Source organism: Aminobacter sp. NyZ550, from assembly GCF_025628925.2.
Classification (GTDB): domain Bacteria; phylum Pseudomonadota; class Alphaproteobacteria; order Rhizobiales; family Rhizobiaceae; genus Aminobacter; species Aminobacter ciceronei.
Window position 1 is genome coordinate 103,625 of sequence record NZ_CP114190.1, and the last position, 14,127, is coordinate 117,751.

At 64.2% G+C, this 14,127-nt stretch carries 11 protein-coding genes; 3 read left to right on the forward strand and 8 right to left on the reverse strand.

The annotated features are described in order from the left end of the window. The first annotated feature begins 305 nt into the window (after window positions 1–305). Together gyrB and N7E70_RS00550 are read left to right on the forward strand one after the other, a co-directional pair. The gene (gene gyrB / locus N7E70_RS00545; RefSeq protein ID WP_182573546.1) at window positions 306–2,753 is read left to right on the forward strand and encodes a DNA topoisomerase (ATP-hydrolyzing) subunit B; all 2,448 of its coding nucleotides are present in this window, start codon (window positions 306–308) and stop codon (window positions 2,751–2,753) included. A 165-nt stretch (window positions 2,754–2,918) separates the two neighbouring features. Continuing rightward, on the forward strand, window positions 2,919–3,554 hold the full coding sequence (locus N7E70_RS00550; RefSeq protein ID WP_263005137.1) for a Pr6Pr family membrane protein: 636 nt from the start codon (window positions 2,919–2,921) through the stop codon (window positions 3,552–3,554). Between the two features lie 67 nt (window positions 3,555–3,621). On the opposite strand, the gene N7E70_RS00555 is transcribed toward N7E70_RS00550, so the two are convergent. The 8 genes from N7E70_RS00555 to coaBC form a co-directional block, all read right to left on the reverse strand. Beyond that, the gene (locus tag N7E70_RS00555; protein WP_067954596.1) at window positions 3,622–4,314 is read right to left on the reverse strand and encodes a response regulator transcription factor; all 693 of its coding nucleotides are present in this window, start codon (window positions 4,312–4,314) and stop codon (window positions 3,622–3,624) included. Then, the gene (locus N7E70_RS00560) at window positions 4,311–7,049 is read right to left on the reverse strand and encodes a sensor histidine kinase (protein ID WP_269441431.1); all 2,739 of its coding nucleotides are present in this window, start codon (window positions 7,047–7,049) and stop codon (window positions 4,311–4,313) included. Before N7E70_RS00560 ends, N7E70_RS00555 begins: the two co-directional genes overlap by 4 nt. 56 nt (window positions 7,050–7,105) lie before the next feature. After that, entirely contained in the window at window positions 7,106–7,675 is a 570-nt protein-coding gene (gene kdpC, locus N7E70_RS00565) for a potassium-transporting ATPase subunit KdpC (protein ID WP_269441432.1), read from the reverse strand. A 12-nt stretch (window positions 7,676–7,687) separates the two neighbouring features. After that, window positions 7,688–9,760 carry a potassium-transporting ATPase subunit KdpB gene (gene kdpB, locus N7E70_RS00570; protein ID WP_269441433.1) on the reverse strand — a complete coding sequence of 691 codons (2,073 nt, stop codon included), beginning with the start codon at window positions 9,758–9,760 and terminating at the stop codon, window positions 7,688–7,690. A 37-nt stretch (window positions 9,761–9,797) separates the two neighbouring features. After that, window positions 9,798–11,501 (reverse strand): potassium-transporting ATPase subunit KdpA, encoded by a 1,704-nt coding sequence (gene kdpA, locus N7E70_RS00575; protein ID WP_263005158.1) that lies wholly within the window; start codon window positions 11,499–11,501, stop codon window positions 9,798–9,800. Window positions 11,502–11,532: 31 nt separating this feature from the next. After that, window positions 11,533–11,622, reverse strand: coding sequence for a K(+)-transporting ATPase subunit F (gene kdpF / locus N7E70_RS00580; RefSeq protein ID WP_067954606.1), 90 nt, complete (start codon window positions 11,620–11,622; stop codon window positions 11,533–11,535). 369 nt (window positions 11,623–11,991) lie between these two features. Beyond that, window positions 11,992–12,597 (reverse strand): glutathione transferase GstA, encoded by a 606-nt coding sequence (gene gstA, locus N7E70_RS00585; RefSeq protein ID WP_182573551.1) that lies wholly within the window; start codon window positions 12,595–12,597, stop codon window positions 11,992–11,994. A gap of 126 nt (window positions 12,598–12,723) precedes the next feature. Continuing rightward, window positions 12,724–13,941: a bifunctional phosphopantothenoylcysteine decarboxylase/phosphopantothenate--cysteine ligase CoaBC gene (gene coaBC / locus N7E70_RS00590; RefSeq protein WP_263005164.1), complete on the reverse strand. Its 1,218-nt coding sequence runs from the start codon at window positions 13,939–13,941 to the stop codon at window positions 12,724–12,726. Window positions 13,942–13,983: 42 nt separating this feature from the next. Between coaBC and N7E70_RS00595 the strand changes: the two genes are divergently transcribed. Beyond that, the gene (locus N7E70_RS00595) at window positions 13,984–14,115 is read left to right on the forward strand and encodes a hypothetical protein (RefSeq protein ID WP_269441434.1); all 132 of its coding nucleotides are present in this window, start codon (window positions 13,984–13,986) and stop codon (window positions 14,113–14,115) included. The last annotated feature ends 12 nt before the right edge of the window (window positions 14,116–14,127 follow it).

A 14,127-nucleotide genomic window follows, 5' to 3' on the forward strand; every position in this document is an offset into this window, starting at 1 on the left:
CCACGGCTGCATCGCCAACATGCCGCCGTCGATCGGCTTCCGGTAGCAGTGTGTCGGCATTTGGCTCACGTAAACTACGGCCTGTACTCGTTTTCGGGACGCGCTGCAGGCAGCGCAGATGGGCCGAACCATCAAGCCGGAGGACGAGGCGCCGCAAGGCCACGCGGCATGGCGTTATCCCCTCGCAAAAGCCCGGTAAAACTTGGAAAAACCACACTTAACGCCTATATCTGGGGCACCAACGGGCGTGCGATTCGGGGCCGATTTTGCCGCGTCCTCCTGCGGCAGTCAGACGAAAGTTTTTCATGAGCGACCAGTCCGAGAACCTTCCCGGCGCAGAAGCCGAGTACGGCGCAGATTCCATCAAGGTTTTGAAGGGGTTGGATGCCGTCCGCAAGCGCCCAGGCATGTATATCGGCGACACTGACGACGGCTCGGGCCTGCACCACATGGTCTATGAGGTCGTCGACAACGCGATCGACGAGGCGCTGGCAGGCCATGCCACGCTGGTGACGGTGTCACTCAATCCCGATGGATCGGTGACCGTGACCGACAACGGCCGCGGCATTCCGACCGATATCCACCCTTCGGAAGGCGTTTCCGCCGCCGAGGTGATCATGACGCAGCTGCATGCTGGCGGTAAGTTCGACCAGAACTCCTACAAGGTGTCGGGCGGCCTGCATGGCGTCGGCGTGTCCGTCGTCAACGCATTGTCGGTGTGGCTGAAGCTCAGAATCCGCCGCAAGGGCGAAATCCACGAGATGACCTTCAGCCACGGCAATGCCGTGGCGCCGCTGAAGGTGGTGGGACAGGCCGGCGACGAGACCGGCACGGAAGTGACCTTCCTGCCCTCGTCCGACACCTTCACCATGGTGGATTTCGACTACAGCACGCTGGAGCATCGCCTGCGCGAGCTGGCCTTCCTGAATTCGGGCGTGCGCATCGTCTTGTCCGACAAGCGCCATGCCGACGTGAAGGTGCAGGAGCTGCTCTATGACGGCGGCCTGATCGAATTCGTGAAGTATCTCGATCGCGCCAAGAAGCCGCTGATCGCGGCACCGATCGCCATCCGTGCCGAGCGCGACGGCATCACGGTCGAAGTGGCGATGTGGTGGAACGACAGCTACCACGAGAACGTGCTGGCCTTCACCAACAACATCCCGCAGCGCGACGGCGGCACACACCTTGCCGGCTTCCGCGGTGCCCTGACGCGCCAGGTGACCGGCTATGCCGAAACCTCGGGCATTTCGAAGAAGGAAAAGGTCTCGATCACCGCAGACGACACCCGCGAGGGCCTGACGGCGGTGCTTTCGGTCAAGGTTCCCGATCCGAAGTTTTCGTCGCAGACCAAGGACAAGCTAGTGTCCTCCGAGGTTCGTCCGGTGGTGGAGAGCCTGGTCAACGAAGCACTCGGCACCTGGCTCGAGGAGCACCCGACCGAAGCCAAGACGCTGATCGCCAAGGTGGTTGAGGCCGCTGCGGCGCGCGAAGCAGCGCGCAAGGCGCGGGAGCTGACCCGCCGCAAGGGCGTGCTCGACATCACCTCGCTGCCCGGCAAGCTGGCCGACTGCCAGGAGCGCGATCCAGCCAAGTCCGAAATCTTCATCGTCGAGGGTGACTCGGCAGGCGGCTCCGCCAAGAGCGGCCGCTCGCGCCAGAACCAGGCGATCCTGCCGCTGCGCGGCAAGATCCTGAACGTCGAGCGTGCGCGCTTCGACCGTATGCTGTCATCTGACATGATCGGCACGCTGATCACCGCGCTCGGCACCTCGATCGGCAAGGACGAGTTCAACGCCGACAAGCTGCGCTACCACAAGATCATCATCATGACCGACGCCGACGTCGACGGCGCCCATATCCGTACGCTTTTGCTGACGTTCTTCTTCCGCCAGATGCCGGAGCTGATCGAGCGCGGCCACCTCTATATCGCCCAGCCGCCGCTCTACAAGGTGACGCGCGGCAAGAGCTCGCAGTATCTGAAGGACGAAAGCGCCTTTGAGGACTACCTTGTCGATGTCGGTCTCGACGAGGCGTCGCTGACGCTTGCATCGGGCGAGGTGCGGACCGGTCAGGATCTGCGTACGGCCGTGGCCGACGCGCTTGGCGTGCGCACGCTGATCGACGGCCTGCATACGCGTTATTCCAGGCCGGTGGTCGAGCAGGCGGCGATCGCCGGCGCGCTCAACCCCGACATCTTCAACGATCTCGGCCGCGCCAAGGCAATGGCCGAAACAATCGCCCAGCGCCTCGACCTCATCTCGGAAGACATCGAGCGCGGCTGGACGGGCGAGATCGCGACCAGCAATGACGGTTCGGGCGGCTATGTCTTCGAACGCACGCTGCGCAGCGTCAAGGAAAGCATCCACCTCGACATGGCGCTGATCAACTCGGCCGACGCGCGCGCGCTTGACCGTTATGCTGCACGCCTTACCGAGCTTTATTCGCAGCCGCCGGTGCTGCGCCGCAAGGACAATTCGGAGACCCTGGCAGGGCCGCTGGCGCTGCTGACCGCCGTCTTCGCCTCGGGCCGCAAGGGCCTGACCATGCAGCGCTACAAGGGCCTGGGCGAAATGAACGCCGAGCAGCTGTGGGAGACGACGCTCGACCCGAACGTGCGCTCGCTGCTGCAGGTCAAGGTCAATGACGCCACCGATGCCGACGCGCTGTTTGCCCGCCTGATGGGCGACGAGGTCGAGCCGCGCCGCGACTTCATTCAGGAGAACGCCCTCAGCGTGGCCAATCTGGACGTCTGATCGCGGCGTTTTCTGAGTTTGATGTTTCGCCCCCTTCGTTCAGCGGAGGGGGCGATTTTCGTTGGCAGGGAGATGCTGCGATGGCCGGAACCGTTGCCGGTACATTGCGCTGATGGCGCGTTGATGTAGCTTGGCGGCGGAAATCAGCCTTGCAGGAAAGCTCCATTGCCCCTCCGCCGCGGCCTCGCCTTCGTCACGGCTATCGCTGCCTGGGCCGCCCTCGCCCTGCAGCTCACGCTGCTGATTACCCAGGCCGTCAATGACGGCGGGTCGATCCTTGCTGCGGTTTGGCGGTTCTTCGGCTTCTTCACGATCATCATGAACTTGATGGCGGCGGTGGTGGCGACGGCGCTGGTGCTTGATCCGGGCGGGCGGTTCGCCGGGGCGCGCTCACGGCTGGTGACGGCGGCGGCGATCGTGTTCGGCGGGCTTGTCTATTCGGTGTTGCTCAGGGCGATCTGGCAGCCGACCGGCTGGCAGGCCGTTGCCGACCATGCGCTGCATGACGTAACACCGGTACTGTTTTTCCTGACCTGGCTCGTCTGGGATCATGGCGGGCTCAAATGGCGGGATGCGCTATGGGCGGCGGTGCCGCCGCTGGCCTATTGCGGCTATGCCTTTGCCAGGGGTGCCGCCGATGGCTGGTACGCCTATTGGTTCCTCAACCCGGAAGCGCTGAACCTCACGCAGCTTACGGCCAGCATCGTATTGCTGACCGCGGCCTTCCTGATCATCGCCGTCACGCTCGTCAGCATCGACCGCCTGCTGGGCGGCCGCAGGGGCGTGGCAAGGGCGGCTTAGGTCCTGCTCTTGCTTCAAGACGCGGGCGCGTTCAAGCAAGCCTCGAGGCGAAGCCCAACGTCTGCGGTCAATCAGGTTCGCGCAGTCTGTAGCCGACGCCGGTTTCTGTGGTGATGTATTGCGGCTCGTCGGGGGTCTTTTCGATCTTCTGGCGGAGCTGGCGGACATAGACGCGGAGATATTGCACGTCGGCCGAGCCGCCCCAGATATGCTCGAGCAAGAAGCGGTGGGTGAGCACCTTTCCGGCGTGCTGCACCAGAACGCGCAGGATGTCGTATTCCTTGGGCGACAGCTTCACCTCCTGGCTGCCAAGCCTGACGATGCGCTTGACCAGGTCGACCGACAGCTCGCCGGTCTGGAACACCGGCTTTTCACCCTGCTGCTGCAGCCTATGGCGAAGGGCGTTGCGGATGCGGGCGGCAAGTTCGTTCATGCCGAATGGCTTGGTCACGTAGTCGTCGGCACCCAGTTCGAGCGCCTTGACGATACCGGCCTCGTCGGTGCGGCTGGACAGGATGATCACAGGCACGTGAAGGCCCTCGCGCCGCCAGGCAGCGAGCAGATCGTGCCCGCCCATGTCGGGCAGGCCGAGATCGAGCAGGATGAGATCCGGCTTCTCGGCCCTGACCATGAGCATCGCCGGCTTGGCGGCCGGTGCTTCGGAGATGGCATAGCCCTGCGTCGAAAGCCCGACCCGCAGCAGCTTGCGGATCGGCGGCTCGTCATCGACGATCAGGATCTTCACCGACGCGTTGGTCATGCAATTCCGTCCTGATTTGATCCGCCCAGGGCAGGCCCGGTGATATTTGGTCGCTCGGCCGGCACCGGCATGGTGATGGTGAAGACCGCGCCGGGCCGATCGGCGCGGTTGGAGGCTATGATTGTGCCGCCCATCGCCTCGACGAAACCACGACAGATCGACAGGCCAAGGCCGGTGCCGGCGCGTACATGGTCGCCCTTGCGGACGCGATAGAACGTATCGAAAACGCGCTCCAGATCAGCCTGCGGAATTCCGGGCCCCTCGTCCATGAGCTGAATCGCAACCGTCGCACCGTCGGCCCAGCCGCGGATGCGGATCGTCGAGCCTTCGGGCGCATATTTCGCGGCATTGTCGAGCAGGTTGAACAGCACCTGCTCGAACAGCACCGGATCGAGCTTCAGCATCGGCAGATCGGCCGGCATGTCGAGTTCGGTCTTGTGCTGCACGGTGATCTTGGCCGCGCGGCGAAGTGCGGAGCCGACGATATCACCGACATAATGCAGCGCCGAATTGGGCTCCATCGCGCCCGACTCGATCTTGGTCATATCGAGCAGATTGGCGATGAAGCGGTTGAGGCGTTCGGATTCGTCGAGCACCGTCGAGACAAGCTCCGCCCTGCCCTCCTCGGGCAAAGACACACCAAACTCGCGCAGCGCACCGGCCGCGCCCATGATACTGGCGAGCGGGGTTTTGAGGTCGTGCGAGATCGAGGTGAGCAGCGCCGAACGCAGCCTGTCAGCCTCGACGGCAAGCCTGGCGCGGTCAACATCGGCGACGAGTTGGATGCGCTCGATGGCAACCGCCGCCTGGTCGGCCAGCGCATCGAACAGGCGCTGCTGTTCGGGCGTCAAAAGCGGGCCCTGGCGATCGTTGTCGAGACCGACGACGCCGACAGCCATACGACCGGTGCGCAGCGGCAGATAGAGGCGCTTGGCGCCGGGCAAGGTGTCGGCGCCGCGGCCGGCGGCACGGTTGTGTTCCCAGGCCCATCTGGCAGCGGCGATGTCGGCGTCGACGAGCGTGTCGTCGGGCGGATAGCCGGCCTTGACGGCGATGGTGCCCTCCTCGGGCAGCAGCAGCACGACGCGGACCTTGAGCATCGACGCAATCTGGAAGGCGGTGGCCCAGAGCACGTCGTCGAGCGTGCCGGTGCCGGCGAGCTTCTTGGAGAAGAGATAGAGGTCCTCGGTCATCCGGGCGCGCTCGCGGGCGGCGGCGGCCTGACGCTGGACACGGCCGGTCAGGTTGGAGGCTATGACCGCGACGATGAGGAAGAACACCAGCGCGACCACGCTTTCAGGATCGGCGATGGTCAGCGTGTAGAGCGGCGGCAAAAAGAAGAAGTTATAGGCGAACGCGCTGAGCACCGAGGCAAACAATGCCGGCCAAAGGCCAAGCGTGACCGCCGAGCTCAGCACGGCCATCAGGAAGACCAGTGCGATGTTGCGAACGTCGAGGAATTGCCGCAGCGCAATGCCGACGACAAGCGCGCCGACAACGTGCAGTCCCGCCGTGAGATAAGGCCATGGGTCGAAGCGCCGCCGTGGAGTGGCCGTCTTCACACTCTGCGAAGCAAGTGCCGCGTCCGGCTCGACGCCAGACGTAACGTGAACGCTTATGTTGCCAGCATAGCGGATCAGGTCGTGGGTAACCGAGCCCTCGAAATACTCGCGCCAGCGCGACTTAGCCGGCTTGCCGACGACGATGTGGGTGAAGTTGTGGGTGGCGGCATGGCGGACGATGTCTGCAGCCACCGACTGGCCGGGAATGGTGATCGCCTCGCCGCCAAGCTGCTCGGCAAGGCGCATGGTCGCGGCGAGCCGGTCCTTGTCGGCGTCGGGCAGATTGGCCGAGCGCGATGTCTCGACATGGAGTGCCGCCCATGGGCAACGCAGGCGGTCGGCCTGGCGGCGCGCATAACGAACCAGCGAGGCGCCGCGCGGATGCTCGTCAACGGCAACCAGCACGCGATCGCTGGCCGCCCACGGCCCCTCAATGGCGTTGGCCTGCATGTGGGTCAGCAACTGCTCGTCGACGCGCTGGGCGGTGCGGCGCAGTGCCAATTCGCGCAGAGCGGTCAGATTGCCGGGCGAAAAATAGTTCTCGATGGCGCGGCGCGCCGTGGACGGTACATAGACCTTGCCCTCGTGCAGGCGCTTGATCAGGTCGTCGGGCGTGAGATCGATGATCTCGACATCGTCAGCGCGATCGATGATGGAGTCAGGTACCGTCTCGCGCACGGTGACGCGGGTGATCTGGGCGACGATGTCGTTGAGGCTCTCGACATGCTGGATGTTGAGCGTGGTGTAGACATCGATGCCCTGGCTCAACAGCTCCTGGACGTCGAGATAACGCTTGGGATGGCGGCTGCCGGGCGCATTGGTGTGGGCGAGTTCATCGACAAGTGCGAGCGCCGGCCGGCGCGCGATGATGGCATCGAGGTCCATCTCTTCGAGGGTACGCCCCTTGTAGTCGACTGCCTTGCGCGGGACGACCTCGAAGCCTTCGACCAGTGCCTGGGTCTCGCGGCGGCCGTGAGTCTCGACGACGCCGATGACAACGTCAATGCCGTCGGCAAGGCGGGCGCGGCCCGACATCAGCATCTCGTAAGTCTTGCCAACGCCGGGGGCGGCACCGAGGAAGATCTTCAGACGGCCGCGTCCTTCACGCTCGGCTGTCTCAAGCAGCGCGTCCGGCGAAGGCCTGGATTCCTTGTCCCTGATGTCGTCTGGCATCTGTCTTTTTGCAGTCTGGCGTGCCGGAGTTCTGCTGGAACTCCGGCACAACCTTGTCAGGGCGCAACCGCTGCGTCGAGCGCCAAATTGAGCTTGAGGACGTTCACAACCGGTTCGCCCATGAAGCCGAGCGCTCGGGCTTCGACATGGCCGTCGACGAGCTTGCGGATGACCGCCTCATCGGCACCTCGGGCCTTGGCCACACGTGCCACCTGGAAATAGGCGGCTTCAAGCGACAGGTGCGGATCAAGACCGCTGCCAGAGGCGGTGACCAGTTCCACCGGCACTGGTGCGCCAGGATCGCTCTGCTTCAGCGCCTCCGCCTCGGCCTTGATGCGGTCGATGAGCTTGGCGCTTGTCGGGCCGAGGTTGGAGCCCGAGGAAGCGGTGGCATTGTAGCCGTCGCCAGCGGCAGAGGGGCGACCATGGAAGTACTGCTCGCCGGCGAAAGCCTGGCCGATCAGCTCGGAGCCGATGATCTTGCCGTCCTTCTCGATCAGGCTGCCATTGGCCTGTCTGGGGAACAGCACCTGGGCGATGCCGGTCATGCCAAGCGGATAGGCAAGGCCGGTGATGACGGTGAGCGCGACGATCATGACGAGCGCAGGTCTGAGTTGCTTCAACATGATGGACGTCCTTTACACGAGGCCGATGGCGTTGATTGCCATGTCGATGGCCTTGATGCCGATGAAGGGCACGATGATGCCGCCGAGGCCGTAGACGAGCAGGTTGCGGCGGAGCAGTGCGCCGGCGCCGATCGGCCGGTATTTGACGCCCTTCAGCGACAGCGGAATCAGCGCGACGATGATCAGTGCGTTGAAGATGATCGCCGACAGGATGGCGCTCTGCGGTGTCGACAAGCCCATGATGTTGAGCGCGCCGAGTTGGGGATAGAAGGCCAGGAACATCGCCGGGATGATGGCGAAGTATTTGGCGATGTCGTTGGCGATGGAAAAGGTCGTCAGCGCGCCGCGGGTCATCAGCAGTTGCTTGCCGATCTCGACGATCTCGATGAGTTTGGTCGGATCGCTGTCGAGGTCGACCATGTTGCCGGCCTCGCGGGCGGCGACCGTGCCGGTGTTCATCGCCACGCCGACGTCGGCCTGGGCGAGGGCCGGGGCGTCGTTGGTGCCGTCGCCGCACATGGCCACCAGCTTGCCCTTGGCCTGTTCCTCGCGGATCAGGCTGAGCTTGTTCTCAGGTGTCGCCTGGGCGAGGAAGTCGTCGACGCCGGCTTCGGCAGCGATGGCGGCGGCCGTCATCGGGTTGTCGCCTGTTATCATGACGGTGCGGATGCCCATCCGGCGCAGCTCGGTGAAGCGTTCCTTGATGCCGCCCTTGACGATATCCTTGAGGTAGATGACGCCGAGCAGGCGGGCATCGCGGACAACCGCGAGCGGGGTGCCACCGAGCTTGCCGATTTCGTCGGAGATGGCCTGGATGCCACGCACCGCTTCGGCATCGACCCGTGCGCCCGAGGCCGAGGCGGCGCCCGACTTGACATGGTTGAGCACCGAGTCGACGGCGCCTTTGCGGATGGAAGAGCCGTCGAAATCGACGCCGCTCATCCGGCTCTGAGCAGTGAAGGGCACGAAATGGGCATGCAGCGAGCCCATGTCGCGGGCGCGGATGCCATAGCGTTCCTTGGCGAGCACGACGATCGAGCGGCCTTCCGGCGTTTCGTCGGCGAGCGAGGCAAGCTGGGCCGCGTCGGCGAGCTCCTGCTCGGTTACACCCTTGACCGGACGGAACTCCGTGGCCTGGCGGTTGCCGAGGGTGATGGTGCCGGTCTTGTCGAGCAAAAGCGTGTCGACGTCGCCGGCGGCCTCGACGGCGCGGCCCGACATGGCGAGCACGTTGAAGCGCACTAGACGGTCCATGCCGGCAATGCCGATGGCCGACAGCAACGCGCCGATGGTGGTCGGGATCAGCGTCACGAACAGCGCGACAAGCACGATGACCGGAATGTAGCCGCCGGCATAGGTAGCGAAGCTCGGGATGGTGGCGACGGCGAGCACGAAGATCAGCGTCATGCCGGCAAGCAGGATGTTGAGCGCAATTTCGTTCGGCGTCTTCTGGCGCTCGGCGCCCTCGACCAGCGAGATCATGCGGTCGAGGAAGGTCGAGCCGGCGGCCGCCGTGATACGCACGCGGATCCAGTCCGACAGCACCTGGGTGCCGCCTGTCACGGCCGAACGGTCGCCACCGGATTCACGAATGACGGGCGCGGACTCGCCTGTTATCGCGGCTTCGTTGACCGAAGCGACACCTTCGATGATTTCGCCATCGGAGGGGATGATGTCGCCGGCCTCGACCAGGACGACCTGGCCGACCTTCAAGCTGGTGCCCGGCACCATCTTGTAGGCGGTGCGGCTTTGGCCCTCGAGCAGCTTGGCCTGGGTTTCGGTGCGCGCCTTGCGCAGCGAGTCTGCCTGGGCCTTGCCGCGGCCTTCGGCGACAGCCTCGGCGAAGTTGGCGAACAGCACGGTGAACCAGAGCCACAGGATGATCTGGAACGAGAAGCCGAGCCCGCCCGCACCCGTGACCAGGTCCTTGATGAACAGCACTGATGTCAGCGCCGTGACGACGGCGACGACGAACATGACAGGGTTCTTGGCCAGGCTGCGTGGGTCGAGCTTCCTGAACGCGTCGCCTATGGCGGGAAGGATGATGCGAGCGTCGAGCAGGCTCGCAGATTTGTGGGCACTCATGTGAGAGACTCCAGTCGTTTGGTTTTGCGGCGCTGCATCAGAACGTCTGGCCGACGATCATGGCGAGGTGCTCGACGATCGGGCCGACGGCGAGCGCCGGGAAGAAGGTCAGGCCGCCGACAATCAGAATGACGCCGACAAGCAGGCCGACGAACAGCGGGCTGTCGGTGGGGAAGGTGCCAACGGAAGCGGAAACCGTCTTCTTGGTGACCAGCGAACCGGCGATGGCGAGTGCCGGTATGATGACCAGGAAGCGGCCCATCAGCATGGCGAGACCAATTGTTATGTTGTACCAGGGCGTGTTGCCGGTGAGACCGCCGAAGGCCGAGCCGTTGTTGGCCGCGCCCGAGGTGTAGGCGTAGAGGATCTCGGAGAAGCCGTGCGGACCCGGCGTGCCGACTGAAGCCACGGCACTCGGCAACAGCACGGCGATGGCCGTGAAGCCGAGCATGGCGAGCGGCAGGCACAGGATGGCAAGCACGGCCATCTTGATTTCCTTGGCCTCGATCTTCTTGCCGAGATATTCCGGCGTGCGGCCGACCATCAGGCCGGCGACGAAGATGGCAATGACGACGAACATCAGGATACCGTAGAAGCCGGCGCCGACGCCGCCGACGATGACCTCGCCGAGTTCCATGTTGATCAGCGGGATCATGCCGCCGAGGGCTGTGAACGAGCCGTGCATGGCGTTGACCGCACCGCAGGAGGCAGCCGTAGTGATGACGGCGAAGAGCGACGACAGGACGATGCCGAAGCGGGCTTCCTTGCCTTCCATGTTGCCGCCGTCGATGCCCAGCGCGTGCACCAGCGGGTTGCCGGCAGCCTCGGCCCAGTAGGTGATGGCGACGCCGGCGACAAACAGGATGCCCATGGTGGCGAAGATCGCCCAGCCCTGGCGCTGGTTGCCGACCATGCGTCCGAAAACGTTGGTGAGTGCAGCACCCAGCGCGAAGATCGAGACCATCTGGATAAAGTTGGAGATGGCGTTAGGGTTTTCGAACGGATGTGCGGAGTTGGCGTTGAAGAAGCCGCCGCCATTGGTGCCGAGCATCTTGATGGCGAGCTGCGAGGCGACTGGTCCCACAGCGATGGTCTGCTGAGCTCCCTCGACGGTGGTGGCAGCGATGTAGGAACCGACCGTCTGCGGCACGCCGAGCCAGACATAAGCGAGCGTGAGCACCATGCAGAGCGGCAAAAGCACGTAGAGCGTGGTGCGCGTCAGATCGACCCAGAAGTTGCCGATCGACTTGCCCGAGGCGCGGGCGAAACCGCGGATCAGCGCCATACCGATGGCGATGCCGGTGGCGGCCGAGACGAAGTTCTGCACCGTCAGGCCGGCCATTTGCACGAGATAGGACATCGTGCTTTCGCCGCCGTAGTTCTGCCAGTTGGTGTTGGTCATGAAGCTGACGGCAGTGTTGAAGGCGAGCTCGGGCGGCACAGCACCCATGGCTGCCGGGTTGAAGGGCAGCGCGCCCTGGAACCTCTGCATCGCATAAAGCAGCAGGAAGCCGGCGATGTTGAAAGACAGCATGGCGGCGGCATAGCCAGTCCAGTGCTGGTCCTCGCGCTCGCTGGTGCCGGCAAGCCGGTAGAGCACGCGCTCAACCGGGCCGAGCAGCGGCGACAAGAACGTGCGCTCGCCAGTAAAGACGCGGGTCATGTAGCCGCCGAGCGGCTTCACGAGCAGAATGATGACCGCGCAGAATGCGGCGATCTGTATCCAGCCATTGATGGTCATTTGAGAAGCTTTCCGTGCGAGCGCTGAGCGGTCAGAACCGTTCGGGGCGGATGAGCGCGTAGGTCAGATAGGCAAGCAGGAACACGGTCACTGCGCCGCCGAGGATGTATTCGAGCAACATTTGGCGTTCCTTCAGAGGATGTCGCAGGCTTTGACGTAGGCGAAGCACAAGGCGAAGAAGACCACGCCTATGGCGAGAACGAAGATGTCCATCTTCGAAAACTCCTGTTCCGTTGAAACCTTAAGCCGAGGGCGTAAGGACCATCCCCACGCGCCAAACGACGGCGTCAGGCATGCTGACGACGTTGGCCGGGTCTGGATTTCGCAAAGGAATATGGCTCCGAACCACATTAAGGTTCGAGAGAGCGGGGCGGACAAAGAAATAGGAATGCCATAAAGAAAACGACCCCAAGGCGTGAGCCTCGAGGCCGTCAATAATCAAGTCTGCAATTGCCGGTTCAACAGCGGCGGCAGTTGCTGGAGCCGGAGATCAGGCCAGGCCTTCAGCGCGCAGGGCCTTCTGCACGGCCGGGCGGGCAGCCACGGTGCCGAGATAGCGCTGGATGTTGGCAAAGGAAGACAGATCGATGCCGACATGCTTGGCCCAGCCGAGGATCGTCCAGAGATAGGCGTCAGCCGCAGTGAAGGCATCGCCCATCAGATAGGCGCGGCCGTCGAGCTTGCCGTCGACATAGGCCAGGCGCCTGGCGAGCAGCTCGCGGTTGATCTCCTTGGTGGCCTCGGGCGTGTTGGGCTTGAAGAAGGCGCCGAAGACCTTGTGCAGTTCGGTGGCGACGAAGGCCAGCCACTGCTGAACACGGTAGCGCGCCATGTCGCCGGCCTTGGGCATCAGGCCGCTCTCGGGCTTCTGGTCAGCGAGGTACTGCACCAGGACGGAGGATTCGGTCATCAGCTCGCCATCGCCGAGCACCAGCGCCGGCACATAGCCGTTGGGATTGGTGGCAAGGAAGTCCTGCTGGGTTTCAGTGGTCTTGGTCTTGCCGTCGACCTTGACGAGTTCGAGGTCGATGCCGACTTCGTTGGCGACGATGTGCGGGGCCAGCGAACAGGCGCCGGGCATGTAGAAAAGCTTCATGTCTTGGAGAACTCCGGATGGTGGTCGACCCTCACCTCGCATGCGCGTGCGGGGTGGCCAAGCATCCATCCGGTGAACACTCTGTTGCAGCCGGCGCAGACCCGTCAGCGAAAAGATCGCCGGGGCTCAGACCGTGACTGTCCTGAGCCTTTCGGCGATCAGTTGGGCGAGCCGCTCGGCGACCTCTTCCTTGGGCAAATCAGGCCATTCGTCGACGCCCGCCTTGCTCACGATCTTAACCCGGTTGCGGTCGCCACCCATGACGCCGCCTTCGTGGCTGACATCGTTGGCGACGATGAAGTCGGCGCCCTTCCTGGCCAGCTTGGCCTGGGCATTTTTGAGAACGTCCTGGGTCTCGGCAGCGAAACCTATGACCAGATAGGGACGCTTGGCGTGGTGGCCGACGCCGGCGAGAATGTCGGGGTTCTCGACCATCTGCAGCGCCGGCGGCCCCTCGCCCACCACCTTCTTGATCTTCTCATCGGCAGAGGCGGCTGTGCGCCAGTCGGCGACGGCGGCGACAAAGATGGCGGCATCGGCCGGTAGCAGTTGTTCGACCGCATCGCGCATCTCGCGCGCGCTTTCGACATGCACCGTCTTCACACCGGCAGGATCTGGAATGGTCACCGGGCCGGAGACGAGGCGCACATCGGCGCCGAGCCGGGCGAGCGAGGCGGCGAGCGCATGACCCTGCTTGCCCGACGAGCGGTTGGCGATGTAGCGCACGGGATCGATGGGCTCGTGCGTCGGGCCTGAGGTGATGATGATCTTGCGGCCCGACAGCGGCTTCGGCCTGATGTCGAGCAGTTCCTCGACCGCTCCGACGATCTGCAAAGGCTCGGCCATGCGGCCCTCGCCTGCCTCGTTGCTTTCGGCCATCTCGCCTTTCATCGGGCCGATGAAATGGATGCCGTCCTTTTCCAGCGTGGCGCGGTTGCGGCGCGTCGCCGGATTCGACCACATGCGCGGGTTCATGGCCGGCGCAAACAGCACCTTCTTGTCGGCGGCAAGCAGCACGGCAGAGGCGAGGTCGGAGGCATGGCCGTTGGCGAGCTTGGCCATCAGGTCGGCGGTGGCCGGGGCAACGACGATCAGGTCGGCCTCGCGCGCCAGCCTGATGTGGCCGACATCCTGCTCGTCCTGGCGGTCGAAGAGATCGGTGAAGACGTGGTCGGCGGTGAGTGCGCCAACCGACAGAGGCGTGATGAACTCCTGGGCGGCAGAGGTCATGACCGCCCGGACGGATGCGCCGCGCTCGCGCAACCGACGGATCAGGTCGAGCGACTTGTAGGCCGCGATGCCGCCGCCGATGATAAGCAGGATGCGCTTGCCGGAAAGGAACATGCTTGGCCCTCAAGCCGGCTTCAGCGCCGGCACGATGTCGGTATGGATGAAATCATCGCCCTTGAAAAGCGTTGGCACGTTCCGGGTTTTGGCGAGCAGCCGAGTACAGCAGTCGCCGAAGTTGAGATTGACCGCATGGCTCGAACCCTTCCCGAAGCGGCGATGCGCGTCTGACGCAAAAGTAGC

Bases quoted from the DNA above. Each gene is read 5' to 3' on its own strand.
- gyrB (WP_182573546.1), top strand. From the start codon at position 306: ATGAGCGACCAGTCCGAGAACCTTCCCGGCGCAGAAGCCGAGTACGGC.
- N7E70_RS00555 (WP_067954596.1), bottom strand. From the start codon at position 4,314: ATGACCAACGCGTCGGTGAAGATCCTGATCGTCGATGACGAGCCGCCG.
- N7E70_RS00560 (WP_269441431.1), bottom strand. From the start codon at position 7,049: ATGCCAGACGACATCAGGGACAAGGAATCCAGGCCTTCGCCGGACGCG.
- kdpC (WP_269441432.1), bottom strand. From the start codon at position 7,675: ATGTTGAAGCAACTCAGACCTGCGCTCGTCATGATCGTCGCGCTCACC.
- kdpB (WP_269441433.1), bottom strand. From the start codon at position 9,760: ATGAGTGCCCACAAATCTGCGAGCCTGCTCGACGCTCGCATCATCCTT.
- kdpA (WP_263005158.1), bottom strand. From the start codon at position 11,501: ATGACCATCAATGGCTGGATACAGATCGCCGCATTCTGCGCGGTCATC.
- kdpF (WP_067954606.1), bottom strand. From the start codon at position 11,622: ATGTTGCTCGAATACATCCTCGGCGGCGCAGTGACCGTGTTCCTGCTT.
- gstA (WP_182573551.1), bottom strand. From the start codon at position 12,597: ATGAAGCTTTTCTACATGCCCGGCGCCTGTTCGCTGGCCCCGCACATC.
- coaBC (WP_263005164.1), bottom strand. From the start codon at position 13,941: ATGTTCCTTTCCGGCAAGCGCATCCTGCTTATCATCGGCGGCGGCATC.
- N7E70_RS00595 (WP_269441434.1), top strand. From the start codon at position 13,984: ATGGATGAAATCATCGCCCTTGAAAAGCGTTGGCACGTTCCGGGTTTT.